Genomic DNA, 21,501 nt, shown 5'->3' with positions numbered 1-21,501 from the left:
GTAGCGCGTTTGCGGGTAGTCGGCGGCCCGGGCCGCCGTGGTGGCTCCGGCCGTGAGGACGGCCGCCGTTCCGATCGCGAGAAGTGCCCGTGCGATGCGCATGTTCCCTCTCTTCCGATGCAGGACGTTCGCTCAGCAAGGACGATGGAACACGCGGCCGGGCCGGCCAAGGGGTGATCGCGGATGTTCGCCGGCCGTTGGCTCAGGGTTCGCCGCGCAGCCGGCTGCGCTGCACCTCCCGGGCCAGCGCGCGCCGCACCGACGCGGGGGCGGGGGCGGTGACGCGCGCGGGCAGGTCGAGGCCGCGGCTGATCCGGTCGTAGGCGGCCCGGCAGCCCGCGGGCAGCCGCTCCCGGTGCAGGCGCAGGTCCTCCTCCACGAGGCGGCGCAGCTCGTCGACGTGCTGGGGGGTGAAGCGCTTCCTGCCGCGCGCGACGGCGTGGACGTGACGGGCGCAGCGGGCGCCGTCGCACGTCTCGGCGATGTGCTCGGCCAGGCCCCACAGGCGGCCTTCGAGCCAGGGGACGTCGTGCTGGTCGAGCGTCAGGTCCAGCGGCGGACGCGGCTCGGCGGCCCGCAGCTTGGTGACGTGCTTGCTCACGGCGGGCTGGCTCATGCCGGTGAGCTGGGCGATCCGGTCCTGGGTCCAGCCGAGGCCGGCGAGGGTCACGATCATCTCGGCGCGGAGCCTGCGCATGTCGTCGCCCGCGCGGATGACGTCGTTCATGTCGGCGATCATCCGCCCGGCCTGCTCCTCGGTCAGCGTCATGCCACAGATCATAACCTGGTTGTATAAATCGGTTATATGCGTCAGAGTCCTGGGTCATGCCCACTTTCACCGCGCCGGACGGCACCCGGCTGGCCTACCGCACCTCCGGGACCGGCGACCCGCTCGTCTGCGTCCCGGGAGGCCCCACGGACGCCGGCTACCTCGGCGACCTCGGCGGCCTGTCCGCGCACCGGCGGCTCGTCCTGCTGGACCCGCGCGGCACCGGCCGCTCCGCCAGGCCCGCCGACCCCGCCTCCTACCGCTGCGACCGCCAGAGCGACGACCTCGAGGCCCTGCGCGAGCACCTCGGGCTCGACCGGCTCGACCTGCTCGGCCACTCCGGCGGCGCCAACGTCGCCGTGACCTACGCGGCCCGCCACCCCGCGAACGTCGGCAGGCTGGCCCTGATCACCCCCGGCTGCGCCGCCGCCGGCATCACCGTCACCGGCGCGACGCGGCGCGAGCTCGCCCTGCGCAGGAAGGCCGAGCCGTGGTTCCCCGCCGCGTTCGCCGCCCTGGAGGCGATCATCGAGGGCCGGGGCGGCGACCGCGACGCCATCACGCCCTTCCTGTGGGGCCGCTGGGACGCCGCCGCGCGCGAGCACCCCGCCTCCCGGCCGCCCGACCCGGCGATCGCCGCCGCCTTCGCGGCCGAGGGCGCCTTCGACCCGCCGCGCACCCGGGCCGCGCTCGCCGCCCGGCGCGGCCCGGTGCTGGTGCTGGCCGGCGAGCACGACCTGAACAGCCCCCCGCGGGCGACGGCCGAGTACGCCCGCCTGTTCCCCGCCGCCTCGCACGTCGTCCAGGCCGGGGCCGGCCACTACCCGTGGGTGGACGACCCCGGCCGGTTCGCCGAGGTCGTCGCGGCTTTCCTGCGCTGACCCGGCGCGGGGTGTCGATCCGGGCAGGAGTCATTCGTATAAGGGGTGAAGGAGGACAACATGCAGAAGTACCTGCTCAGCATCTACCAGCCCGACGGCGACCCGCCCCCGCCGGAGGTCCTGGAGCCGATCGTCCGCGACCTCGAGGCACTGAACGACGAGATGCGCGCTGCCGGGGCGTGGGTGTTCGCCGCCGGGCTGCACCCGCCGGGCACCGCCACCGTGCTGCGGCCCAAGAGCGGCGACGTGCTCATGACCGACGGCCCCTACACCGAGGGCAAGGAGCACCTCGGCGGGTTCACCGTCATCCAGGCGCCCGACCTGGACGCCGCCCTCGCCTGGGGGCGCCGGCTCGCCGCCGTCACCACGCTGCCGGTCGAGGTGCGTCCGTTCCAGTGAGCGTGGAGCGGGTGTTCGCCCAGGAGTACGGGCGCGCGGTCGCCGTCCTGGTCCGCGTCTTCGGCGACATCGACATCGCCGAGGACGCGGTCCAGGACGCCTTCACGGTCGCGGTGCGGCGCTGGCCCGCCGAAGGGACGCCGCCGAGCCCGGCCGGATGGATCATCACCACGGCCCGCAACCGCGCGGTCGACCGGCTGCGCCGCGAGGCCGCGCGGCAGGACAAGCACGCCCAGGCCGCGCTGCTGCACGCCGGTGACGCGCCGGCGGAGGAGGGACCCGTGCCCGACGACCGGCTCCGGCTGATCTTCACCTGCTGCCATCCCGCGCTGGCCAGGCCCGCCCAGGTCGCGCTCACGCTGCGGCTGCTGGGCGGGCTCAGCACGGCCGAGATCGCCCGGGCGTTCCTGGTGCCGGAGCCGACGATGGCCCAGCGCCTGGTCCGCGCCAAGGGCAAGATCCGTGACGCGCGGATCCCGTACCGGATCCCGCGCGAGGCCGACCTGCCCGAACGGCTGGAGCCCGTGCTGGCCGTCATCTACCTGATCTTCAACGAGGGCTACCTGCCCCGGTCCGGCGACCGGCTGGTGCGCGAGGAGCTGTGCGCCGAGGCGATCGGGCTCGGCCGGCTGCTGGCCGGGCTCATGCCGGACGAGCCGGAGGCGATCGGGCTGCTGGCGCTCATGCTGCTGCTGGAGTCGCGCCGCCCGGCCCGCACCGCGCCCGGCGGGACGCCGGTCCGCCTCGCCGACCAGGATCCCCGTCTGTGGGACCGCGCCCTGGCGGCCGAGGGCCGGGAACTGGTCCGGCGGTGCCTGCGCCGGGGGCGGCCGGGGCCGTACCAGATCCAGGCGGCGATCAACGCCGTGCACAGCGAGCCGCCGACGGACTGGCGGCAGGTGGTGGCGCTGTACGACCAGCTCATGGCGCTCGCGCCGAGCCCCGTCGTGGCGCTCAACCGGGCCGTCGCGGTGGCCGAGGTCGCCGGGCCCGGGGCGGCGCTCGCCCTGGTGGACGACCTGGACCTGGACGGCTACCACGTCTTCCACGCCGTACGGGCCGACCTGCTGCGCCGCCTGGGCCGGGACGCGGAGGCGGCACGGGAGTACGACGCGGCGCTCGCCGGCACGGGCAACGAGGCCGAACGCGCCTTCCTGCGCCGGGCCCGCGACCCTCTAGACTAGTCAAAGTTGATTAGAGGAGGGTGCGGCGATGTCGGCGATCCGGCTGCTGGTGCTGGGCGCGGTGCGGCTGCGCGGGCGCGCCCACGGCTATCAGGTGCGCAACGACCTGGAGTTCTGGGGGGCCGACCGGTGGGCCCACACGAAACCGGGCTCCATCTACCACGCGCTCAAGCAGATGGCCAAGCAGGGGCTGCTGCACGCGTACGAGACGGCGCCCAGCACCGCCGGCGGGCCGCCCCGCACCGAGTACGAGGTGACCGAGAAGGGCGCCGCCGAATACTTCTCGCTGCTGCGCCGGTCGCTGACCACGCCCGGCGAGAGCGACCTGCTGGCCGCCGGGGTCGGGTTCATGGTCGACCTGCCCCGGGAGGAGGTCGTCGCGCTGCTGCGGCAGCGGATCGCCGCACTGGAGGAGTGGCGCGGCTCCGTCACGGCCCACTACACGCCCGAGGACGGCCCCGGCCAGCACGGGCACATCGGCGAGATCATGCACATGTGGGTGACCGCCGCCGACGACGGCGTGCGCTGGACCGGTGACCTGATCGCCCGCGTCGAGGGCGGCGCGTACGCCTTCGCCGGGGAGGAGGGCGACCCGTTCGCCGGGACCCTCTCGCAGGAGGGCCCCGGCGAGGTCACCTGCTGAGGCCGCGGAAGCGGGCCGCCGCCATCGGGCAGGCGATCGCCAGCAGGACGAGCGGCCACAGCACGGCCAGCAGGTGGGCGTTCTCGGCGGCCCACGAGGTGCCGGCCACGCCCGGGTTGCCGAACAGGTCGCGCACCGCGGTGGCGCTGGCCGTCATCGGGTTCCAGTCGGCGATGGTGCCGAGCCAGCCGGGCATGGTCTCCGGCGAGGCGAACGCGCTGGAGCTGAACGCGACCGGCCACACCAGGATCTGCACGGCCATGACCAGGTCCGGCCTGCCGACGATCAGCCCGAGCCAGATGCCGCACCACAGCATCGCGAACCGCAGCAGGAGCAGCAGCCCGATCGCGGCGACCGCCTGGGAGGGCGTGCCGTGCCAGCGCCAGCCGATGGCCAGGCCGGCGCCGATCATGACGGCCAGGCCGGCGATCGACTCGAGCATGTCGGCGACGCCCCGGCCGACCAGCACCGCCGACGGCGCCATGGGCATCGACCGGAAGCGGTCGAGGACGCCCTTGCCGAGGTCCTGGGCGATCGCGGTCATCGTGCTCTCGAGCCCGAAGGCCATGGTCAGCACGAGCATGCCCGGGACCAGGAACTCCTTGTAGTCGCCGCCGCCCGCGACCTGCATGCCGCCGCCGATGAAGAAGGCGAACATCACCAGCATCATCACCGGGAAGGTCAGCGAGATCACCGCCCCCCACGGATGGCGCGCCCAGCGGGCCAGCTCGCGCCGCGTCATGGTCCAGGAGTCGATCAGCCACCAGCGCAGGCTCATGAGCGCTCTCCCGTCAGATGCATGAACACCTCGTCCAGCGTGGGGCGGCGCACCGCCAGGTCCTCGGCCTCGATGCCGGCCTCGTGCAGGGCCCGCACCAGGTGGCTGAGGGCCGCCATCCGGTCGGCGACCGGCGCGCTGGCCCTGCGCCGGTCCTCGTCGAGCTCGACCGCGCCCGCGCCGGGCACCCCGGCCAGGACGCCGGCGACGGCCGGCAGCAGGGCGGCGTCGTGCACGACCACGTCGACGCGGTCGCCGCCGACCTTGGCCTTGAGCTCGTCGGCGGTGCCGTCGGCGATCACCCGGCCGTGGTCGATGACCGAGATCCGGTCGGCGAGCTGGTCGGCCTCCTCCAGGTACTGGGTGGTCAGCAGCACGGTGGTGCCGCCGCCGACCAGTGAGCGGACCGCGTTCCACACCTCGGTCCTGCCGCGCGGGTCGAGGCCGGTGGTCGGCTCGTCCAGGAACAGCACGCTCGGCTCGACGATGAGCGAGGCCGCCAGGTCCAGGCGGCGCCGCATGCCGCCGCTGTAGGCCTGGACGGGTTTGCGGCCGGTGTCGGCCAGCCCGAACCGCTCCAGCAGCTCGGCCGCCCGCGCCGCCGCCCGGCGCGCCCCCAGGTGGTAAAGGCGGCCGAACAGCTCGAGGTTCTGCCGCCCGGACAGGTCCTCGTCCACCGCCGCGCTCTGCCCGAGCAGCCCGATCCGCCGCCGCACCTCGGCCGGGCGCTCGGCCACGTCGATCCCGGCGACGCGCGCCCTGCCCTCCTCCACGCGCAGCAGCGTGGCCAGCGTGCGGACGAACGTGGTCTTGCCGGCCCCGTTGGGGCCGAGCACCCCGTGCACGGTGCCGCTCGGCACGGTCATGGTCAGTCCGTCGAGGGCCTTCTTCTCGCCGTACGTCTTCCGCAGCCCTTCCGCGACGATCGCAGGCACGTCCCCTCCTTTGCTAGTCAAGTTTGACTAATCGGACGGAGCGTAGCCGCGGCCTCCTTCATTAGTCAAACTTGATTAGCCGGTGGACCGGCACCTCAGCGCGAGGTCGAGCGTGTCCAGCGCCCAGGCCCAGGAGGCGTCGGCATCCCTTGGCGTGTGCTGGAACCCACCCGCCAGCTCCAGGCTCACGTAGCCGTGGATCGCCCCGCCCAGGAAGCGCACCGCGTCGGTCTGGTCCGGCTCCGGCAGGTCGTAGCCGCGCAGCAGCGCCCGGATCATCTCCGAGTGCCGGGGCCCCGCGCTGCGCGCCGCGGTCTCGGGGTCGAGCTCGAACCGGGCGGCGGCGTAGCGGCCCGGATGCTCCCTGGCGTAACGGCGGTAGGCGTCGGCGAACGCCACCAGCGCGTCCCTGCCCGCCCGCCCGGCGAGCGCGCCGGCGGCCCGCGCGGCCAGTTCCTCCAGCGCCAGCAGCGCCACCCGCACCTTCAGCTCGCGGGCGTTGGCGATGTGCGCGTACAGGCTCGGCTCCTTGACGCCCAGCCTGCGCGCGACCGCCGACCCGGTCACGTGCTCGAAGCCGATCTCGTCGGCCACCTCCGCCGCCGCCAGGGCGAGCCGTTCGGCGGTGATGATCGCGCGAGCCATGCGTCCTCCGTCAACTAAACAAATTAACGATTTGCCTAATTGTATTAGCCTGGAAGCCATGAAACCCATCACCGAACGCGACATCCGCAGGTCGTTCGTCAACTGCTCCAAGGGCGAGGCCCAGCGCCTCGGCATCCCCCGCGACCTGGCCGAACAGCCGTGGGACGACCTCGACTTCCTCGGCTGGCGAGATCCCGGCGCCCCCGATCGCGGCTATCTCGTCGCCGAACGCGACGACGGCGGCCTCGTCGGCATCGCGCTGCGGGCCACCCCCGCCACCGGGCGCGGCTTCACCTCCCGCAGCATGTGCTCGCTCTGCCTGACCACCCTCGCCGGCGGCAACGTGGCGCTGATGACCGCCCGCCGCACCGGCGAGGCCGGCCGCCTGGGCAACACGGTCGGCCAGTATCTCTGCGGCGACCTCGCCTGCTCCCTCTACACGCGGGGCAGGAAGCAGGCGGTGGGCGGCGACTTCGACGAGACGCTGACCGTGACCGAGAAGATCGCCCGCACCCGCGGCAACCTGGCGGCCTTCATCGAGAAGGTGACCGCCTGAGCACGGGCGCCGGCCGGACGCCTCAGCGGCGGCGCACCTTGATGTCGCGCATGTCGGTCGCGGCCACCCGCAGCACCCGGTACGGCACCGCGTACGCGTCGAGGGCGGCCACGGCGGCCGCGACCGCCTCCGGCTCGCCGTCGTCCGGCCCGGCGGGCACCTGGCAGCGGAACGTGAACGCCGTCAGCCCGGCGTCATGGCTGAACGTGCCCGCCTCGGTGAAGGCGAGGTCGGCCGCCCCCAGCACGGCGGCCCGGCCGGCCTCGTCCAGCTCGCCGAACTTCCCGGAGATCGTCACCCGGAACATGGATCAGTCCTTTCTCACGGCGTAACCGAGGACGCGCTCGCCGAGCACGTCCTCGATCGCGTCCAGCAGCTCCAGCACCGCCCCGGCGATCGCGTCGGGGCCCTCTCCCTCGGCCGTGCGCCGGCCGATCTCGGCGAAGACCATCGCGTGGAACGACCCGAGCTGCCAGGCCACCACGCGCGGCAGCGGGTCGCCCGGCGCGGCGCCGGTCTCCTCGGCCAGCGTGGCGGCCAGCTCGTCGGTCATCCGGCGGCCGAGGTCCTCCAGCCGCGCGGTGAGCGTCGGCGCGGCCCGCATCATCTCGAAGACGCGCCCGAACCCGCCCGTCAGGCCCAGCTTGCGGTCACGGTCACGCACCTCCTGGCGCAGGCGGCCGAGGATCGCCCCGGCCGCGCCCGTGCCCGGGGGCCGCTCGCGCACGATGTCGGCCAGCCGCCGCGGCGACGCCTGGTCGGGCGGCAGCACCAGGTCCTCCTTGACCGGGAAGTAGTTGTAGACGGTGTTGACCGACACCTCGGCCGCCGCCGCGACGTCGGCGACCGTCACGTGGTCGAAGCCGCGCGCCACGAACAGGCCGATCGCCACCTCGGAGATCCGCTGCCGCGTCTGCCGCTTCTTGCGCTCCCGCAACCCTTCGGTCATGCCGAGGAAGTTTAACCGAACTCCAAACTTGGAGTGCACTCCATTTTTGCTCGGGATCGGATCCGGGCCGAGGAGCGGAAGAATGGACGCCCGTGAACGATCTTCCGCCCGAGGGGGCGCAGTCCGACGAGGACATCGCCCGCGCCCACGTCACGACCCCGGCCCTGCACAACGCGACGATCCGGCTGGACGACCCCGACCCCGCCTGGCCGGCCCGCTACGCGCGGACCGCCGCGGCGATCCGCGCCGCACTCGGCGACACCGTCCTGCTGCTGGAGCACGTCGGCTCCACCTCGGTGCCCGGCCTGCCCGCCAAGCCCATCCTCGACCTGCTGCTGATCGTGGCCGACCCGGCGGACGAGGCCGCGTACGTCCCGCCGCTGGAGTCGATCGGCTACGTGCTGACGATCCGCGAACCCGACTGGTTCGAGCACCGCGTGCTGAAGCTGCACGAGGGCGAGATGCCGGTCAACCTGCACGTGCTGCCCGACGACTGCCCCGAGACGCGCCGCATGCTCGGCTTCCGCGACTGGCTGCGCGAGCACGACGACGACCGCGACCTGTACGCCCGCACCAAGCGCGACCTCGCCCGGCGCACCTGGAAGTACGTGCAGAACTACGCCGACGCCAAGAGCGAGGTCGTGGAGGCGATCATCGCCCGCGCGGGCCTGTGACCGGCTAGCCCCGCGCGGGGCCGGGCAGGGCGGCGGCGATCTCCCAGAAGGCCGCGTACCGGCCGCCCCGGCCCAGCAGCTCGTCGTGGCCGCCCTCCTCCACGACGCGGCCGCCGTCCAGGAAGGCGACCCGGTCGGCGCGCTGGACGGTCCGCATCCGGTGCGCCACCATCACCACCGTCCGGCCCGCCATCAGGCGCTCGATCCCCTCGTGCACGGCCGCCTCGTTCACCGGGTCCAGCGCCGAGGTCACCTCGTCCAGCAGCACCACGGGCGCGTCCTTGAGCAGCGCCCGCGCGATCGACACCCGCTGGCGCTCGCCGCCCGACAGCAGCGCGCCGCCCTCGCCGACGTGCGCCGCCCAGCCGCCGGGCAGCCGCTCGATCACCTCGTCCAGCCGCGCCGCCGTCGCCGCCGCCCGCACCTCGGCCTCGCTCGCACCGGGACGGCCGAGCCGGACGTTCTCCTCGATCGTGCCGTCGAAGAGGTAGACGTCCTGGAAGACGATGGCGATCCGCGCCATCAGCGCCTCGGTGCTGACCTCGCGCACGTCCACGCCGCCCAGGCGCACCGCGCCCGCGTCCACGTCGTGGAACCGGGCGAGAAGCTGCAGCAGCGTGCTCTTGCCCGCCCCCGACGGGCCCACGACCGCGAGCCGCTGCCCCTGCGGCACCTTCAGCGACAGGCCGTCGATCACCGTACGGCCGCCGTGCCGGAAGGTGACGGCGTCGAACTCCAGGTCGTGGCGTTCGGGCAGCACCGGCTCGGCGGGCTCCGGCAGCGGCTCCGTACGCAGCACCGCGTCGAGCCTGACCAGCTCGGCCCGCGCGCCGCGCAGCTTGCCGCCGATGTCCGACAGCGACAGCAGCGGGTCGGCGCAGCGCGCGGCCAGCACCAGGATCGTCAGGACCTCGGCCGCGCCGACACCCCCGCCCAGCGCCAGGTACGCGCCGAGGACCAGCACCGCCGTGAAGATCGCCTGCACGGTCAGCGTCAGCCCGACCGCGCCGGGCAGCGTCGCCAGCACGGTGCGCCGCGAGGCCCCCTGCACCTCGCGCAGCGCGGCGTCGAGCGCCTCGAAACGCTCGCCGGTCCGGCCGCCGGTCCGCAGCACCGGCTGGGCCTGGAGGTACTCGATGACGCGGCCGGCGGCCTCCTTGTCACGCTCGTGCCGGTCGGCGTCGGCGGCGGCGGTCGAACGCGCCGTCCACGCCTGGATGGCCGCCACGACCGGGGCCGCGGCCAGCGCCGCCAGCCCGAGCTGCCAGTTGAACGCCAGGATCACCACCACGATCGTCACCGGCGTCACCAGGGCCGAGACGAACGGCGCCAGCAGGTGCGCCGACACCCCCATCGCCTGCAGCAGGCCCCGGCTGGCCAGGACCGACACCTCGCCGACGCGGCCCGCGCCGTACCAGCCGATCGGCAGCCTGGCCAGGTGCTCGCCCAGCCGGTGGTACATGCCGCGCAGCATCGTCGTCCCGACGCGCATGCCCGCCAGGTCGCTGGTGTAGCGCAGCCCGGCGTAGGCCGCGACCGCGGCGCCGAACGCGGCCAGCCACGGCCAGGCGTCCGAGGGCGAGCCGCCGAGCAGGGCCGCCAGCACCGGCACCAGCAGCGCGTAGGACAGCCCCTCGACCACCGCGGTGATCGTCATCAGGGCGACCGTGCGGCGCATCGCCCGCGCGTACTCGGGTCCCAGCACGCGCAGCAGCATGCGGATCATGCGGGCTCGTCTCCTTGTCCGATGAGGCCGGGTCCGACGAGGTCGGGTCCGGCGGGGTGAGGGCCGGCGGGGTGGGGGCCGGTGCGGTTGGCCTGCCAGAACGCGGCGAACCTGCCGCCGCTCGCCAGCAGCTCGGCCGGGCTGCCCCGCTCGACGATCACGCCGTCCTCCAGCATCACGACGGTGTCGGCGTCGGCGACGGTCTCCAGCCGGTGGGCGATGACCAGCACCGTGCGCCCACCCGCCGTCCCGGCCAGCGCCCGGCGCACCGCCTGCTCGGTCTGCGGGTCGGCGAAGGCCGTCGCCTCGTCGAGCACCAGCACGGGCGCGTCGGCCAGCAGCGCGCGGGCGATCGAGATCCGCTGCGCCTCGCCGCCCGACAGCTCGGCCTCCTCGCCGAGCACCGTGTCGTAGCCGCGCGGCAGCTCCAGGACGCGCTCGTGGATGCCGGCCAGCCGGGCGGCGCGGACCACGTCCTCGTGCGCGGCCTCCGGCACCGCCAGCGCGATGTTGTCCGCGACCGAGGCGCGCAGCAGGCGGACGTCCTGGAAGACGAACGAGACCCGCCGGTAGAGCTCCCGGCTGCCGATGTCGCGCAGATCGGCCCCGCCGAGCAGCACGGCGCCGTGCGCCGGGTCGAAGAAGCGCGGCAGCAGCCGCACCAGCGTGGACTTCCCGCTGCCCGACGGCCCGACGACCGCGGTGACCGTGCCGGGCTCCAGCACCAGGTCGACGCCGCGCAGCACCTCCCGCCCGTCCTCGTACCCGAACCGCACGTCCCGCAGCTCCACCCGGTGCACCTGCGGCACGACCGGGCGGGCGGGCTCCGGCAGCGGCGGCACGCCGAGCACGTCCCTGATCCTGGCGACCGCCCGCCCGGCGGCCTGGAGGTCGTCGAAGCCGTGGCCGAGCGCCGCGACCGGCGCGGTCAGCCCCAGCCCGAGCAGCAGGAACGGCAGCAGATCCGCCGGCGCTATGCTCCCGGACGCGATCAGCGCCGCGCCGCCGGTCAGCACGACCAGCAGCACGAACGGCGGCGACAGCGCCACCTGCATCCCGGCGGCGACCGCGGACATGCCGCGCACCCACCGGTTGAAGGTGGCGACGAAGTCGTCGGCGGCCGTCAGGAACCTGCGGTGCGCGCGCTCTGCCCCGCCGAACGCCTTGACCACCGCGATCCCCTGCACGAGCTCCACGACGGAGTTCGCGATCCGGCCCATCGCCGCGTCGTACTCCTCCTGCTCGCGGGTGCGCGCGGGCAGCATCAGCAGCGGCACCAGCGCTATCGCCAGCACCACCGGGATCAGCGTGATCAGCGTCAGCCGCCAGTCGACGGTGAACAGGTAGACCAGCGACACCAGCGGCACCACGAACGCGGAGACCAGCTCGCCCGGGGCGTGCGCGATGAACGGGTGCACGGCGGCCACGTCCTCGCCCACGACCTTCGCCAGCTCGCCGGTGCGGCGGCGGGAGAACCAGCCGATCGGCACCCGGCCCAGCCGCTCGGCCAGCCTGCGGCGCAGCGTGAGCTGCACCCGGCCGTCCAGGACGTGCCCGAGCCCGGACGAGGCGGCCGTGAACAGCAGCCGCACGAACAGGCCGGCCGCCCCCGCGAACACCACGAACCACACGTGACCGCTGTCGACCGGGCCCGGCGACAGCAGGACCCGGCCCAGCTCGGCGACCGCCAGCAGCGGCGCCAGCCCCGCGACGGCGCCGACGACCTGCAACAGGACGACGGCGGCGAAGCTCCCCGCGTGCGGGCGCAGCAGCGGCTCCGGCCGCTCGCTCTCCCGGGCGAGACCGGTGATCGTCATCTTTCTCCCGTCCTCGTACGCTTCCAGCGGGTCAGCCGGCCAGCGCGCGGCGCAGCGCGGCGCCCAGCTCGGCGATCTGCCGCTGCGACACCTCGGCCGACACGATCGCCTGGGACCCGTGGAAGGTGCCCGACCACTGGTGCAGCTCGACCGAGACGCCCGCCTGGAGCAGGCGCGAGGCGTACTCGATGTTCTCGTCGCGGTTCGGGCACAGCTCGGCGCTGGCGATGTAGGCGGGCGGCAGGCCGGACAGGTCGTCCGCCCGGGCCGGGGCCGCGTACGGGGTGGCGGGGGCGGAGCCCAGGTAGTGCCGCCACGCGATGGCGACCTTGTCGCGGTTCATCCAGGGCGTGTCGGTGAAGTTGCGCTGCGACCACGTCCGCTGCCGGTCGTCGAGCCCCGGCTGGTTGAGAAGCTGGAACCGGATCGGCGGCCCCTGCTCGTCACGCGAGCGCAGCGCCACCCCGGCCGCGAGCCCGCCGCCGGCGCTGTGCCCGCCGACCGCGATCCGGTCCGGGTCGACGCCCAGCTCGGCCGCGTGCTCGGCCGTCCACTTCAGCACCGCGTACACGTCGTCCAGCGCCGCCGGGAACGGATTCTCCGGCGCCAGCCGGTAGCCCACCGAGATCACCACCGCGCCGGAGGCGTCCGCGAGCCGGGCCGCCCACGGATGCTCGGTGTCCACGCTGCCCATGACCCAGCCGCCGCCGTGCATCCAGAGGACGGCGCCCTCGGCATGGCGGGGACGGTAGATCCGCACCGGCACGTCAGGATCGGCGGGCACCGCGAGGTCCTCGATCTCCATCTCCGAGGTGTCCGGCGGCGGCACCGACGCGGCCAGCGCGGCGAGCTTCCCGCGCTCTGCGACCGGGTCGGTCAGGTCAGCGTCGGGAATCAACGGGATGAACGCTTCAAGTTCCGGATCCATGCCGTCATCCTCACAGCCGGTGACCCCTGCCCTCATCCGCCATCTGTCGGGCATCTCCTCCGAATCGCCCGCCGATCGGCGCATACGCTTGGGGCATGGAGGCACTGGCCGTACGACTGTCGCAGCTCGACGCGGAAGCCGGAGGGGCGATCCGGGTCGTCATGTTCTACGACACGCTGATGCGCCGCCGGGTGGATCTCCCCGCGCTCGCCCGCGCCTCGGCCGGCCTGGCCGAGTGCGTGGTCGGCATCCGGCTGCACGACACGGGCCGGGTGATCCGCTTCGGCCCCGACGGCAGGCCGGCGTCCGGCCCGCCCGCCCCCGCGTCCATCACCTCGCCGCTCGTCCTCGACGAGGAGGAGATCGGCGCGGTGTGGCTGGAGCGTCCCGGCCCGCCCGGCCTGCCGGGCTCGCTCGACGACCTGCTGCTCGACCGGCTCGGCATCGCGGTCATGGCCGTCGTCGAGAGGTACGGCCCCGCCCGCACCACGATGGCCGACCCGGCGCTCGTCGAGCTGGCGATCAGCCCCGACAGCGACGAGGCCGCCAGGGCCAGGGCGCTGCGCCTGCTGGGGTTCGCCGCCGGGCAGCCCGTGCACGTGCTCGCCGTGCGCTCACACCTCCCGCTGGACAAGGTCGGCGGCGCGATCTGCCCGGCCCGCCCGGTCAAGGCCGCGCCGCTGGCCGACGTGGGCGTCATCCTGGCCACCACCGTCAACCCGGCCCGGGTCCCCGAGGGCGTGCGCGCGGGCATCGGCGCCACCGAGAGCCTCGACCGGTCCTGGCAGCAGGCCCGCACCGCCCTGCGCTTCACCACGCCGCGCCGGCCCGTCGTCCACCACGACGACCTGGGCGCGCTGGCGCTGCTGGCCGAGATCTCCCGGGACACCGCCCGCGGCAACGCCGACGTGAGCGCGATCATCCGCGTGGCCGAGACCCCGGAGGATCTGGAGACGCTGGACGCCTACTGCGCCACCGGCTCCCTGCGCCGCGCCGCCGACCTGCTGCACCTGCACCACAGCAGCGTCGCCCGCCGCATCGAGCAGCTCGGCCGGACCCTGGGCATCGACCTCACCGAGCCGACCGGGCTGACCAGGGCCAGCCTCGCCCTCACCGCCTGGCGGCTGCTCGACGCCTGACGGGCTAGGCGTGACCGAACTGGCCCGGCTGGTAGTCGCCGGCGGGCTGCTGGACGATCACGTTCATGCGGTTGAAGGCGTTCATCAGGGCGATCAGCGACACCAGGGCCGCGAGCTGGTCCTCGTCGTAGTGCTTGGCGGCGTTCGCCCAGGCGTCGTCGCCGACCCCGCCGGCCGCGTCGGCGATACGGGTGCCCTGCTCGGCCAGCTCCAGCGCGGCGCGCTCGGCGTCGGTGAACACCGTCGCCTCCCGCCAGGCCGCCACGAGGTGGAGCCGCACCGGGCTCTCCCCCGCGGCCGTCGCCTCCTTGGTGTGCATGTCGACGCAGAACGCGCAGCCGTTGATCTGGCTGACGCGGATCTTGACGAGCTCCTGCGTCGCGGCGGGCAGCGACGACTCGAGCGCGGCCTTGCCCGCCGCGACGATGTACTTGACGAACTTCGCCCCGACCGGGTTGCCGAGGTAGTCGAATCTGGCTTCCATGTGCGTCTCCTTGCCGTTCCAGGCTGTCCCTCACCCGACGGGACGGCGGCGCGGGATGTGAGGTCCGGCCGGGCGTGACTGGTGCGGGTGCTACTCGAAGGGGGTGCCGTCGAAGGTGCCGGACACGGATTGCCGTGTGGAGAACGCCGTCCAGGACAGCGTCACCTCGTGCGTGCGTCCGCCGGTCTCGGCCGTGAGGGTGGCGTTCGCGTGGCCGTCCGGGGTGAGGGCGACCCGGCCGCTGACCTTCAGGTCGCGTACGAACCGCACCTCGTCGAGGGTGATGTCCTGGCCGAAGGTGACCTGGCCGCCGCGCAGGCCCGGCTCGCTCGGCCGCCCGAAGTAGTAGAAGGCGTGCGGATTGCGGCGGGCGGTGGCGTCGGCGGCGGTGGCGAAGGCGGCCGCGAGGATCCGCCGCCGGCTCGGGCTGAGTTCGCCTGCCGGGTGCGGTGCCACGTCCCTGAGCTCCCGCGGGAAGGCGCCGACGGCGCGGTAGTTCTCACCGGTGCATTTCCGGTCGACCACCCGCTTGGTGGTCAGGAAGGTACGCAGCATTCCGCGTATGCACTCACCCATCGGCGACGGGAGGAAGGACTGCGCGTGAATCCCGAACGGGATACGGATCACGGTCGCGTTCGGGAAGACCCGGAGCGAACGCGCCACCTCGGCGGGGCGTTCGACGTCGAAGTCCCCTGCCACGACCAGGATGGGCAGGCTGGGCAGCGCCTTTCCTCGCGGGAGCGGCGGGCTGTGGCGCGGAGTCGGCCAGTTGACGCACCACTCCTGGGCGGCGATCGCATCGGTGGCGAAGACGTCGGTGGGCCTGAAGGGCGCCATCGGGCGCTCCCGCTCGTAGTGCCGCTCGGCCTGCGCTTGACGCTCGGCTGCCGACGCCAGCCGGTCGAAGGGGAACGAGCCGTCGCCGCAGCGGAAGGCCACATGCCCCGCAAGCCACGGCGGGTCGAACGGCGGGATGGCATTGGGGGTCAGCCGGGCCAGGCGGCGCAGGGGGGCCGGGTCGCCGTTGAGGTAGGCGTGTGCGGCTGCGACGTTCTCCCGGCCGAGCACCGCTTCGGCCGGCTCGCGCAGGGTGAGTGCCTGGTGCAGCGTCACCTCCGGGTCGGGCCGCTTGCGCAGGCGGTCCACCAGCCTCGTCCATGTGCCGGAGGCTTCGCCCGGCAGCGCGTCGCATGCCTTCGACCGCCCGCAGACGAGATCGAGGTAGTCGAGCCGGGCGTCGAACCTCCGGTCCACGTAGCCGTCGCCGCCGATGACCATGGAGCTGTCCAGGAAGACGGCGTCCAGGCTGTCCGGGTACCTGGCCGCGTACGCCTGGGCGTACAGGGTGCCGTAGGAATTGCCGAAGTAGCTCATCTTTCCCAGGCCGAGCGCTCGCCGTACCGCGTCGAGGTCGTGTGAGGCCTGGTCGGCGGTGAAGTAGGCGCCCCGCGGGCCCACGTTCCTGGCGCAGGCGGCGATGGTCGCCGGCTTGAAGGGGTCGGCTCCCGGGCACAGCAGCGGCGAGGACTTTCCCATCCCGCGCGGATCCATGACCAGCAGGTTCTTCCGATCCAGGACGGGCCCGAGGACTTGCTGGATCGTGGGTATTTCCGGCAGAGCCGGCTGTGGCCCCCCGCGGTTGGCCGCCACCGTGCCGTCGGCGTTCTTGGCCGGGATGAAGGTGAAGGCTACGGAGATGCGTTCGGAGGAGGGGCTCTCCCAATTGAGGGGGACCTCGATGCTGCCGTCGCAGCGGGTGGTCGCGGTCGCGCACTCATGCAGGCCGGTCGGAGGGGGCGGGGCAGCGGGCAGCAGGGCCGCGGCGAGGGCCAGCCCCAAGGTCTTGGCGATCATGCTTCCCAGCCTCCCTGCCCTTCCGCCGGGTTTCCTCAGCACCAAGAAGGGTCGGGCTGTGGGAGCCTGCTCCTAGCCGTCTGCCACTGTGGGCCGACGCTTCCCCCAGGGCCTTCGTGTACGGGTGACGGTCAGGGGGCGTCCAGGCCGGTGCAGTAGGCGATGGTCGCGTCGTCGGCCGCCACGGCGTGGCGCGCCTCGGCCTGCCGGACGCGGCCGATGATCGCGCCGGGGCCGTCCGACGCGAGGGCGGCCATGACCTCCGGCCAGCCGGCGAGGGCGAAGCGGTCCACGATGCGGCTCGCGCCGTTGCTGAACAGCGCCGCGCCGGTCAGCCCGGCGACCGGGCAGGAGCCGGTGACCGCCTCGGCCGCCGCCCGGGGGTCGTCCTTGGCCACCCAGAAGCCGCCCGGCCGGTTGCGGTGGGCGCGCAGGTCGCCCAGGATGCGCCGGTGTTCGTCGCTCCCCTCGGGGACGTCACGCAGCGCGGCCTCGTACCGGCTGCTGATGACCACCTCGCGCGGGTCGGTGACGACGAGCGGCGCGCTGCCGGCGCGGTCGAGCACGACGGTCGCGTCACCGAGCACCAGGTGCTCGGCCCGGCCGCCGGTCAGGCGCAGGACGGCCACGGCCGCCGACGGGCTGATCGAGGAGGTGACGTCGCAGGTGTCGCGGTGCTCGCCGGTCACCTGCTCGATGGCCTCGCCGAGCAGGTCCGCCAGGCCGCGCCCCGGCGCGTGCCAGAGCAGGGTGAGCAGGCCGCCGCCCAGCCGGGCGGCGTACCAGGCGACGCCGTGGCGGCAGAGCGGTCCGGCGCCGGGGATGCCCGCGCCGTCGACCAGCACCGCCGCGGCCGGGACGGCGCCGGTGAAGTCCTCGTTCGCGCGGCCCGCGTGGGGGTCGGTCGCCATCGTCACCCGCATGCCGCGCTCGTCACCCCTTCGCGACCGGTCCGGTCTGGTTCTCCCACAGACTGCCATGCGGGAGCGTGACGGTCAGGACGTCGCTGGGGATGTCGGGCTCGACGCGGTGCCGCCGCCCGCGCGGGACGATGGCGGCCGTGCCGGCCACCAGCCTGACCACCTCCTCGCTCTCCCCCGGCCGTTCCGGGCGCACGTACAGGCGGATCTTCCCGATGAGGCAGGAGACGACGGTCTCGGCCTCGGGGTGGACGGTCCAGCGGCCGAGCCGGTCGTCGCCGGACCTGGCGTAGGTGGCGGTGAGGCGCCACCAGTCCCGGCCGGGGTCCGCGTCCGGATCGCCGGTGTGGATCTCACCGCCCTGTCCGAGGTGGACGGCGGAGGCGTAGAGGTCGATCGGGGTGATCGTCGGGCCGGAGCGTGCTTGCCGCCCGTCCGGGCGGGGCGGCGGCGAGTCGGGATCCATGCGGCCCATCCTCACCGCCGTCGCCCGCCGGGACATCCGCCATCCGTCGGGCATCTCGCCGGGAACGCGCGCCGTTCGGCGACGCGGTCGCCGCCCCTGTCGGTTAGACGCGGCCGGTCGTCGCGGTGACGAGCTCGTCGGCGACCCACCGCGCGACGCCGTCCGGGTACGGGGCGGGCAGCCCCAGCACGACGTGCCCGAACCCGGCGGCGACCGCCTCGCCGATCGCCTCCCGGGTCTCCCCGGGCCGGTCGTAGGAGACCGGCAGGTGGATCGAGCGGGTGATCGAGGCCGGGTCGCGGCCCAGCTCGGCGCAGTAGCGGTCCAGCAGCGCCCCGCGCCGGACGGCGTCGCCGAGATCGCCGCCCGGGACGTTCCACACGTCGGCGTGCTCGGCGGCCACGCGCAGCAGCGCGGACGAGCGCCCGCCGAGCACGATCGGCGGGCCGGGCCGCTGGACCGGCTTGGGGTTGCAGAAGGCTCCCGTGAGCCGGACGTGGTGGCCGTCGAAGTCGAACGGCTCCGGTTCGGTCCACAGCCGCCGGATGACGGCGCACGCCTCGGCGAGGCTCTCCATCGAGTGGGCGAAGTCGTGGAACGGCAGGCCGTGCGCCTCGTACTCGCGCCGGGCCAGCGGGTGGGAGGGACGCGAGCCCGCGCCGAGGCCGAAGTCGAGCCGCCCGCCCGAGACGACGTCGACCGTCGCGGCGATCTTGGCCAGCATCGCGGGCGGCCGGAAGCGGTTGCTGGTCACCAGCACGCCCACGCGCAGCCGCCGGGTCTGCGCGGCGAGCGCCGCGAGCAGCGTCCAGCCCTCGAAGGCGGGCCCGGTCAGGGGGCCGCCGATCGGCAGCAGGTGGTCGAACAGCCACGCGTGCTCGATCTCCGGGACGGCGTCGGCCTCCCGCCAGACCCGCAGGACGTCGTCGTAGCCGACCTGCATGGGCGCGGTCATGATCCCGAAACTGGTCATGGCGGCGGGGGCTCCCGTCACTTGGAGGTGATCCGGCCGAGCGGGCCCGCGCTCGCCGCCTGCCAGGCGGGGTCGCCCGGGTGCAGCGCGCCGCGCAGGTAGGCCGTGGTGAGCCGCTGGATCAGGGCGACCCGTTCCGGGTTCTCGTCGGTCGTCTCGGTGACGGCGTATCCGGAGATCCCGCCCAGCGAGTGCTCCGCCCCGTGCAGGGTGAGCAGGCTCTTGGGCGCCGGGCTCAGCGCGTAGGCGTCGGTGAACCACTCCGGTCCCCGTACGGTCAGCGCCGACTGGTCCTTGTCGCCCGCGACCACCAGGGCAGGCGTGGTCATCCCGGTGAAGTCCGGGTTCATGAACGGGAAGTGCTCGGCGGCGAACGGCGTCAGGTCGGCGCCGCCGGTGCCCGGCAGGGCGAGCAGCACCCCGGCCTTGACCCTGGGGTCGGTCAGGTCCTCTCCCGGGACGCCGCCGGCGTCGAGGACCCGGGCGCCCAGCAGCATGCTGGCGCTCTGGGCGCCCCAGGAGTGGCCGGCGACGGCGACGCGGCCGTGGTCGAGGCGGCCCGCCAGGCCGGGGACGGCGGCTTCGAGGACGTCGAGCCGGTCGAGGACGAGCTGCAGGTCCCCGACGCGCAGGCGCCAGATCTCCGGGTGGCGCGGGTCGTCCGGCGTCAGGCCGAGCCTCCGCGAGTCGAGGTGGGTGGGCTGGACGACGACGAAGCCGTGCGCCGCCCAGTGGTCGGCGAGCGGGGCGTATCCGTCCAGCGACTCGCCGAAGCCGTGCGAGAAGAGGATCACGGGCAGGTTGCCGCCGGTCACCGGGGCCGACACCCGTACGTGCAGGTCGTCGCCCCGATGCGGGGCAGGCAGCGGCACGGGGCGCAGCGAGAGGACGGGAACGGCGTGGGCGGGTCGGGACATGGGTCTCTCCTGGGGAGGCGGAAGGGGTGTGGCCTGGCGAAGGAGCGCCTGATCTGGCATCATGAGCCAAGCGGATCGACGTTCCGCTTATGAATATACGGATCAGCGTTCCGTTTAGCAACACGGGTGATGGAGGCAGCAGCGCAGTGGCCGGCACAGGCAACGGATCGAAGTCGACAGCCCCCCGCAAACGGGCCGACGCCCGGCGCAACGAGCAGACGCTCCTGGAGGCGGCCGCCGAGGCGTTCATCGCCTCCGGCGTCGACGTGCCCGTACGCGACATCGCGGCCCGGGCCGGAGTGGGCGTCGGCACGATCTACCGCCACTTCCCCACGCGGGCCGAGCTCATCGTCGCCGTCTACCGCCACCAGGTCGAAGCCTGTGCCGAGGCGGGCCCCGCCCTGCTCGCCGGCAGCGACTCCCCGCACACCGCGCTGACCCGCTGGATCGACCTGTTCGTCGACTTCCTGGTCACCAAGCACGGCCTCGCCGAGGCGCTGCAGTCCGACGACACCACGTTCGCCGCCCTGCACGCCTACTTCCTCGACCGGCTCGTCCCGGTCTGCGCCGACCTGCTCGCGGCCGCCGCCCGAGCCGGCGAGATCCGCACCGACATCGGAGCCCTGGAGCTGATGCGCGGCGTCGGCAACCTGTGCATCGGCGCCGGCAAGGACCCCCGCTACGACGCCCGCCGCCTGGTCGCCCTCCTCCTCGCCGGCCTCCGCCTCCCCCCGGGCCGGCCATCATGAACAACCAGGTCATCCGCGGCGAGCTCCGCGACCAGCGCTTCCCCGGCGACTCCCCCGGCGTGATCTTCGACCGGGCCCGGCTGTCGAACGTGGACTTCTCCGGCATCCGCTTCACCGGTTTCCTGGCGTACGGCACCGAGTTCGAGGGGTGCGACTTCTCCGGCGCCGCCTTCGAGCGGCCCCTGCTGGGCAGCACCGGCACCGGCCTCGACGGCCGGCCGTGGGACGGCCTTTCCTGGCCGCAGACCGTCTACCGGAACTGCACCTTCGGCCGCACCCGCAGCCGCCGCGCCTCCCGGGCCAGGTCCCGCAGCGCGGTGATGCGGCCGGTCTCCCACTCCTCCAGCAGCTCGTCCTCGGCGTACGCGCGCAGCCGCGCGTCGTCCACGCCGGCGAGCGCGGCGACGGTCTCCGGCGCGATCCGCTCCACGCCCGCCACCTCACCGTCGTCCACCACGGTCTCGCTGTCGCCGAACTCGCTGAGGTCACGCCCGCTGATCTCGGCGACCAGCACTTCGAGCTCGTCGACCCAGCCCTTGCAGTCGACGTACGGCAGCTTCGCCCCCGCCGGGCCGCCGGTCAGGGCCTGGCGGGCCACCTGCTCGGAGCCCGTGGCGAAGTAGTCGACCAGAACGCCCATGGCCGATCACCTTACTGGCCGCCCCTGACAGCGGAGGGCGGCCTAGTCTGTTGAGGCATGACGCGCATCATCGCCGACATCTCGGTCTCCGTCGACGGCTTCGTCACCGGACCGCGCCCCGGCCCCGACAACGGGCTGGGTGACGGCGGCGAGGCCCTGCACACCTGGGCGTTCTCCGACGACCCCGACGACCGCCGGATCCTGCGCGAGGCGACCGCCCGCTCGGGCGCCGTCGTGCTCGGCCGCCGGCTCTTCGACGTGGTGGACGGGCCGCACGGCTGGGACGACACCTCCGGCTACGGCGCCGGTGAGGTCGGCAAGCCGGCGTTCGTGGTGGTGACGAGCTCGCCGCCGGAGCGGGTGCGGCTCGACGAGCTCGACTGGACGTTCGTCACCACCGGCCTGGCCGACGCCGTCGACGCCGCCCGCGAGCGCGCCGAGGCGGCGTCGGCGGCCGGCGGCGCGGACCTCGGCG

Annotated in this window: 25 protein-coding genes and 1 pseudogene; 10 read left to right on the top strand and 16 right to left on the bottom strand. The window is 74.1% G+C overall.

Features of this window, described 5'->3' with window-relative positions:
• Positions 1-202: 202 nt before the first annotated feature.
• The gene (locus KME80_RS44360) at positions 203-769 is read right to left on the bottom strand and encodes a hypothetical protein (protein ID WP_219517711.1); all 567 of its coding nucleotides are present in this window, start codon (positions 767-769) and stop codon (positions 203-205) included.
• A 56-nt stretch (positions 770-825) separates the two neighbouring features.
• Here KME80_RS44360 and KME80_RS44355 point away from each other — a divergent pair, with 56 nt between their 5' ends.
• Genes KME80_RS44355 through KME80_RS44340 form a run of 4 tightly spaced genes read left to right on the top strand, consistent with a single transcriptional unit; the run spans position 826 to position 3,876 of the window.
• The gene (locus tag KME80_RS44355) at positions 826-1,650 is read left to right on the top strand and encodes an alpha/beta fold hydrolase (RefSeq protein ID WP_219517710.1); all 825 of its coding nucleotides are present in this window, start codon (positions 826-828) and stop codon (positions 1,648-1,650) included.
• 60 nt (positions 1,651-1,710) lie between these two features.
• Positions 1,711-2,049, top strand: coding sequence for a YciI family protein (locus tag KME80_RS44350; RefSeq protein WP_219517708.1), 339 nt, complete (start codon positions 1,711-1,713; stop codon positions 2,047-2,049).
• A complete protein-coding gene (locus KME80_RS44345) occupies positions 2,046-3,233 on the top strand; it encodes an RNA polymerase sigma factor (protein ID WP_219517707.1) in 1,188 nt (395 codons plus the stop codon). The genes KME80_RS44350 and KME80_RS44345 overlap by 4 nt, the downstream gene beginning before the upstream one ends.
• A 28-nt stretch (positions 3,234-3,261) precedes the next feature.
• Positions 3,262-3,876, top strand: a complete 615-nt coding sequence (locus tag KME80_RS44340; RefSeq protein ID WP_219517706.1) for a PadR family transcriptional regulator — start codon at positions 3,262-3,264, stop codon at positions 3,874-3,876.
• Here the strand turns inward: KME80_RS44340 and KME80_RS44335 are convergent.
• The 3 genes from KME80_RS44335 to KME80_RS44325 all read right to left on the bottom strand — a co-directional run bounded on the left by KME80_RS44335 (position 3,866) and on the right by KME80_RS44325 (position 6,234).
• Positions 3,866-4,654: an ABC transporter permease gene (locus KME80_RS44335; RefSeq protein ID WP_219517705.1), complete on the bottom strand. Its 789-nt coding sequence runs from the start codon at positions 4,652-4,654 to the stop codon at positions 3,866-3,868. The two genes, KME80_RS44340 and KME80_RS44335, sit on opposite strands and share 11 nt — an antisense overlap.
• Positions 4,651-5,589 carry an ATP-binding cassette domain-containing protein gene (locus tag KME80_RS44330; protein WP_308126185.1) on the bottom strand — a complete coding sequence of 313 codons (939 nt, stop codon included), beginning with the start codon at positions 5,587-5,589 and terminating at the stop codon, positions 4,651-4,653. Before KME80_RS44330 ends, KME80_RS44335 begins: the two co-directional genes overlap by 4 nt.
• A 75-nt stretch (positions 5,590-5,664) precedes the next feature.
• Positions 5,665-6,234 carry a TetR-like C-terminal domain-containing protein gene (locus tag KME80_RS44325; protein WP_219517704.1) on the bottom strand — a complete coding sequence of 190 codons (570 nt, stop codon included), beginning with the start codon at positions 6,232-6,234 and terminating at the stop codon, positions 5,665-5,667.
• Positions 6,235-6,292: 58 nt separating this feature from the next.
• Here KME80_RS44325 and KME80_RS44320 point away from each other — a divergent pair, with 58 nt between their 5' ends.
• Positions 6,293-6,790, top strand: a complete 498-nt coding sequence (locus KME80_RS44320; protein ID WP_219517703.1) for an FBP domain-containing protein — start codon at positions 6,293-6,295, stop codon at positions 6,788-6,790.
• A 22-nt stretch (positions 6,791-6,812) separates the two neighbouring features.
• On the opposite strand, the gene KME80_RS44315 is transcribed toward KME80_RS44320, so the two are convergent.
• The gene (locus KME80_RS44315) at positions 6,813-7,097 is read right to left on the bottom strand and encodes a DUF6204 family protein (protein WP_219517702.1); all 285 of its coding nucleotides are present in this window, start codon (positions 7,095-7,097) and stop codon (positions 6,813-6,815) included.
• A 3-nt stretch (positions 7,098-7,100) separates the two neighbouring features.
• Positions 7,101-7,739, bottom strand: coding sequence for a TetR/AcrR family transcriptional regulator (locus KME80_RS44310; protein WP_219517701.1), 639 nt, complete (start codon positions 7,737-7,739; stop codon positions 7,101-7,103).
• Positions 7,740-7,831: 92 nt separating this feature from the next.
• Here KME80_RS44310 and KME80_RS44305 point away from each other — a divergent pair, with 92 nt between their 5' ends.
• Entirely contained in the window at positions 7,832-8,413 is a 582-nt protein-coding gene (locus KME80_RS44305; RefSeq protein WP_308126184.1) for a GrpB family protein, read from the top strand.
• A gap of 4 nt (positions 8,414-8,417) precedes the next feature.
• Here KME80_RS44305 and KME80_RS44300 read toward each other — a convergent pair whose 3' ends face one another.
• Genes KME80_RS44300 through KME80_RS44290 form a run of 3 tightly spaced genes read right to left on the bottom strand, consistent with a single transcriptional unit; the run spans position 8,418 to position 12,884 of the window.
• The gene (locus tag KME80_RS44300) at positions 8,418-10,139 is read right to left on the bottom strand and encodes an ABC transporter ATP-binding protein (RefSeq protein ID WP_219517700.1); all 1,722 of its coding nucleotides are present in this window, start codon (positions 10,137-10,139) and stop codon (positions 8,418-8,420) included.
• A complete protein-coding gene (locus tag KME80_RS44295) occupies positions 10,136-11,956 on the bottom strand; it encodes an ABC transporter ATP-binding protein (protein WP_219517698.1) in 1,821 nt (606 codons plus the stop codon). Before KME80_RS44295 ends, KME80_RS44300 begins: the two co-directional genes overlap by 4 nt.
• A gap of 31 nt (positions 11,957-11,987) precedes the next feature.
• The gene (locus KME80_RS44290; protein ID WP_219517696.1) at positions 11,988-12,884 is read right to left on the bottom strand and encodes an alpha/beta hydrolase; all 897 of its coding nucleotides are present in this window, start codon (positions 12,882-12,884) and stop codon (positions 11,988-11,990) included.
• A gap of 95 nt (positions 12,885-12,979) precedes the next feature.
• Between KME80_RS44290 and KME80_RS44285 the strand changes: the two genes are divergently transcribed.
• Positions 12,980-14,023 carry a PucR family transcriptional regulator gene (locus tag KME80_RS44285; protein ID WP_219517694.1) on the top strand — a complete coding sequence of 348 codons (1,044 nt, stop codon included), beginning with the start codon at positions 12,980-12,982 and terminating at the stop codon, positions 14,021-14,023.
• 4 nt (positions 14,024-14,027) lie between these two features.
• Here KME80_RS44285 and KME80_RS44280 read toward each other — a convergent pair whose 3' ends face one another.
• The 6 genes from KME80_RS44280 to KME80_RS44255 all read right to left on the bottom strand — a co-directional run bounded on the left by KME80_RS44280 (position 14,028) and on the right by KME80_RS44255 (position 19,637).
• The gene (locus KME80_RS44280; RefSeq protein ID WP_219517691.1) at positions 14,028-14,507 is read right to left on the bottom strand and encodes a carboxymuconolactone decarboxylase family protein; all 480 of its coding nucleotides are present in this window, start codon (positions 14,505-14,507) and stop codon (positions 14,028-14,030) included.
• Positions 14,508-14,597: 90 nt separating this feature from the next.
• Positions 14,598-16,361, bottom strand: a complete 1,764-nt coding sequence (locus tag KME80_RS44275) for an alpha/beta fold hydrolase (protein WP_219517690.1) — start codon at positions 16,359-16,361, stop codon at positions 14,598-14,600.
• A gap of 131 nt (positions 16,362-16,492) precedes the next feature.
• Complete coding sequence (locus tag KME80_RS44270) at positions 16,493-17,284, bottom strand: integrase (RefSeq protein ID WP_219517687.1); 792 nt, start codon at positions 17,282-17,284, stop codon at positions 16,493-16,495.
• Positions 17,285-17,294: 10 nt separating this feature from the next.
• Positions 17,295-17,747, bottom strand: coding sequence for a cupin (locus KME80_RS44265; RefSeq protein WP_219517686.1), 453 nt, complete (start codon positions 17,745-17,747; stop codon positions 17,295-17,297).
• A 103-nt stretch (positions 17,748-17,850) separates the two neighbouring features.
• Positions 17,851-18,720 (bottom strand): LLM class flavin-dependent oxidoreductase, encoded by an 870-nt coding sequence (locus tag KME80_RS44260; RefSeq protein WP_219517684.1) that lies wholly within the window; start codon positions 18,718-18,720, stop codon positions 17,851-17,853.
• A 17-nt stretch (positions 18,721-18,737) separates the two neighbouring features.
• Positions 18,738-19,637: an alpha/beta hydrolase family protein gene (locus KME80_RS44255; RefSeq protein WP_219517683.1), complete on the bottom strand. Its 900-nt coding sequence runs from the start codon at positions 19,635-19,637 to the stop codon at positions 18,738-18,740.
• Between the two features lie 146 nt (positions 19,638-19,783).
• Here KME80_RS44255 and KME80_RS44250 point away from each other — a divergent pair, with 146 nt between their 5' ends.
• Together KME80_RS44250 and KME80_RS53455 are read left to right on the top strand one after the other, a co-directional pair.
• A complete protein-coding gene (locus tag KME80_RS44250) occupies positions 19,784-20,386 on the top strand; it encodes a TetR/AcrR family transcriptional regulator (protein ID WP_308126183.1) in 603 nt (200 codons plus the stop codon).
• Positions 20,383-20,547, top strand: a pseudogene (locus KME80_RS53455) (pentapeptide repeat-containing protein); the annotation flags it as partial. The gene KME80_RS44250 and the pseudogene KME80_RS53455, both read left to right, overlap by 4 nt.
• 89 nt (positions 20,548-20,636) lie before the next feature.
• Here the strand turns inward: KME80_RS53455 and KME80_RS51265 are convergent.
• On the bottom strand, positions 20,637-21,026 hold the full coding sequence (locus tag KME80_RS51265) for a hypothetical protein (protein ID WP_246646762.1): 390 nt from the start codon (positions 21,024-21,026) through the stop codon (positions 20,637-20,639).
• 57 nt (positions 21,027-21,083) lie between these two features.
• Here KME80_RS51265 and KME80_RS44240 point away from each other — a divergent pair.
• On the top strand, positions 21,084-21,501 hold a 418-nt coding region (locus tag KME80_RS44240; protein ID WP_219517677.1), incomplete at its 3' end, for a dihydrofolate reductase family protein.

Source organism: Nonomuraea ceibae (assembly GCF_019396325.1).
Taxonomy (GTDB): Bacteria; Actinomycetota; Actinomycetes; order Streptosporangiales; family Streptosporangiaceae; genus Nonomuraea; species Nonomuraea ceibae.
This window is presented reverse-complemented; position numbering and strand designations above follow the sequence as displayed.

Bases quoted from the DNA above. Each gene is read 5' to 3' on its own strand.
- KME80_RS44320 (WP_219517703.1), top strand. From the start codon at position 6,293: ATGAAACCCATCACCGAACGCGACATCCGCAGGTCGTTCGTCAACTGC.
- KME80_RS44315 (WP_219517702.1), bottom strand. From the start codon at position 7,097: ATGTTCCGGGTGACGATCTCCGGGAAGTTCGGCGAGCTGGACGAGGCC.
- KME80_RS44285 (WP_219517694.1), top strand. From the start codon at position 12,980: ATGGAGGCACTGGCCGTACGACTGTCGCAGCTCGACGCGGAAGCCGGA.
- KME80_RS44310 (WP_219517701.1), bottom strand. From the start codon at position 7,739: ATGACCGAAGGGTTGCGGGAGCGCAAGAAGCGGCAGACGCGGCAGCGG.
- KME80_RS44255 (WP_219517683.1), bottom strand. From the start codon at position 19,637: ATGTCCCGACCCGCCCACGCCGTTCCCGTCCTCTCGCTGCGCCCCGTG.
- KME80_RS44265 (WP_219517686.1), bottom strand. From the start codon at position 17,747: ATGGATCCCGACTCGCCGCCGCCCCGCCCGGACGGGCGGCAAGCACGC.
- KME80_RS44355 (WP_219517710.1), top strand. From the start codon at position 826: ATGCCCACTTTCACCGCGCCGGACGGCACCCGGCTGGCCTACCGCACC.
- KME80_RS44280 (WP_219517691.1), bottom strand. From the start codon at position 14,507: ATGGAAGCCAGATTCGACTACCTCGGCAACCCGGTCGGGGCGAAGTTC.
- KME80_RS44350 (WP_219517708.1), top strand. From the start codon at position 1,711: ATGCAGAAGTACCTGCTCAGCATCTACCAGCCCGACGGCGACCCGCCC.
- KME80_RS44325 (WP_219517704.1), bottom strand. From the start codon at position 6,234: ATGGCTCGCGCGATCATCACCGCCGAACGGCTCGCCCTGGCGGCGGCG.
- KME80_RS44335 (WP_219517705.1), bottom strand. From the start codon at position 4,654: ATGAGCCTGCGCTGGTGGCTGATCGACTCCTGGACCATGACGCGGCGC.
- KME80_RS44340 (WP_219517706.1), top strand. From the start codon at position 3,262: ATGTCGGCGATCCGGCTGCTGGTGCTGGGCGCGGTGCGGCTGCGCGGG.
- KME80_RS44290 (WP_219517696.1), bottom strand. From the start codon at position 12,884: ATGGATCCGGAACTTGAAGCGTTCATCCCGTTGATTCCCGACGCTGAC.
- KME80_RS44275 (WP_219517690.1), bottom strand. From the start codon at position 16,361: ATGATCGCCAAGACCTTGGGGCTGGCCCTCGCCGCGGCCCTGCTGCCC.
- KME80_RS44295 (WP_219517698.1), bottom strand. From the start codon at position 11,956: ATGACGATCACCGGTCTCGCCCGGGAGAGCGAGCGGCCGGAGCCGCTG.
- KME80_RS44360 (WP_219517711.1), bottom strand. From the start codon at position 769: ATGACGCTGACCGAGGAGCAGGCCGGGCGGATGATCGCCGACATGAAC.
- KME80_RS44270 (WP_219517687.1), bottom strand. From the start codon at position 17,284: ATGCGGGTGACGATGGCGACCGACCCCCACGCGGGCCGCGCGAACGAG.
- KME80_RS44300 (WP_219517700.1), bottom strand. From the start codon at position 10,139: ATGATCCGCATGCTGCTGCGCGTGCTGGGACCCGAGTACGCGCGGGCG.
- KME80_RS51265 (WP_246646762.1), bottom strand. From the start codon at position 21,026: ATGGGCGTTCTGGTCGACTACTTCGCCACGGGCTCCGAGCAGGTGGCC.
- KME80_RS44260 (WP_219517684.1), bottom strand. From the start codon at position 18,720: ATGACCAGTTTCGGGATCATGACCGCGCCCATGCAGGTCGGCTACGAC.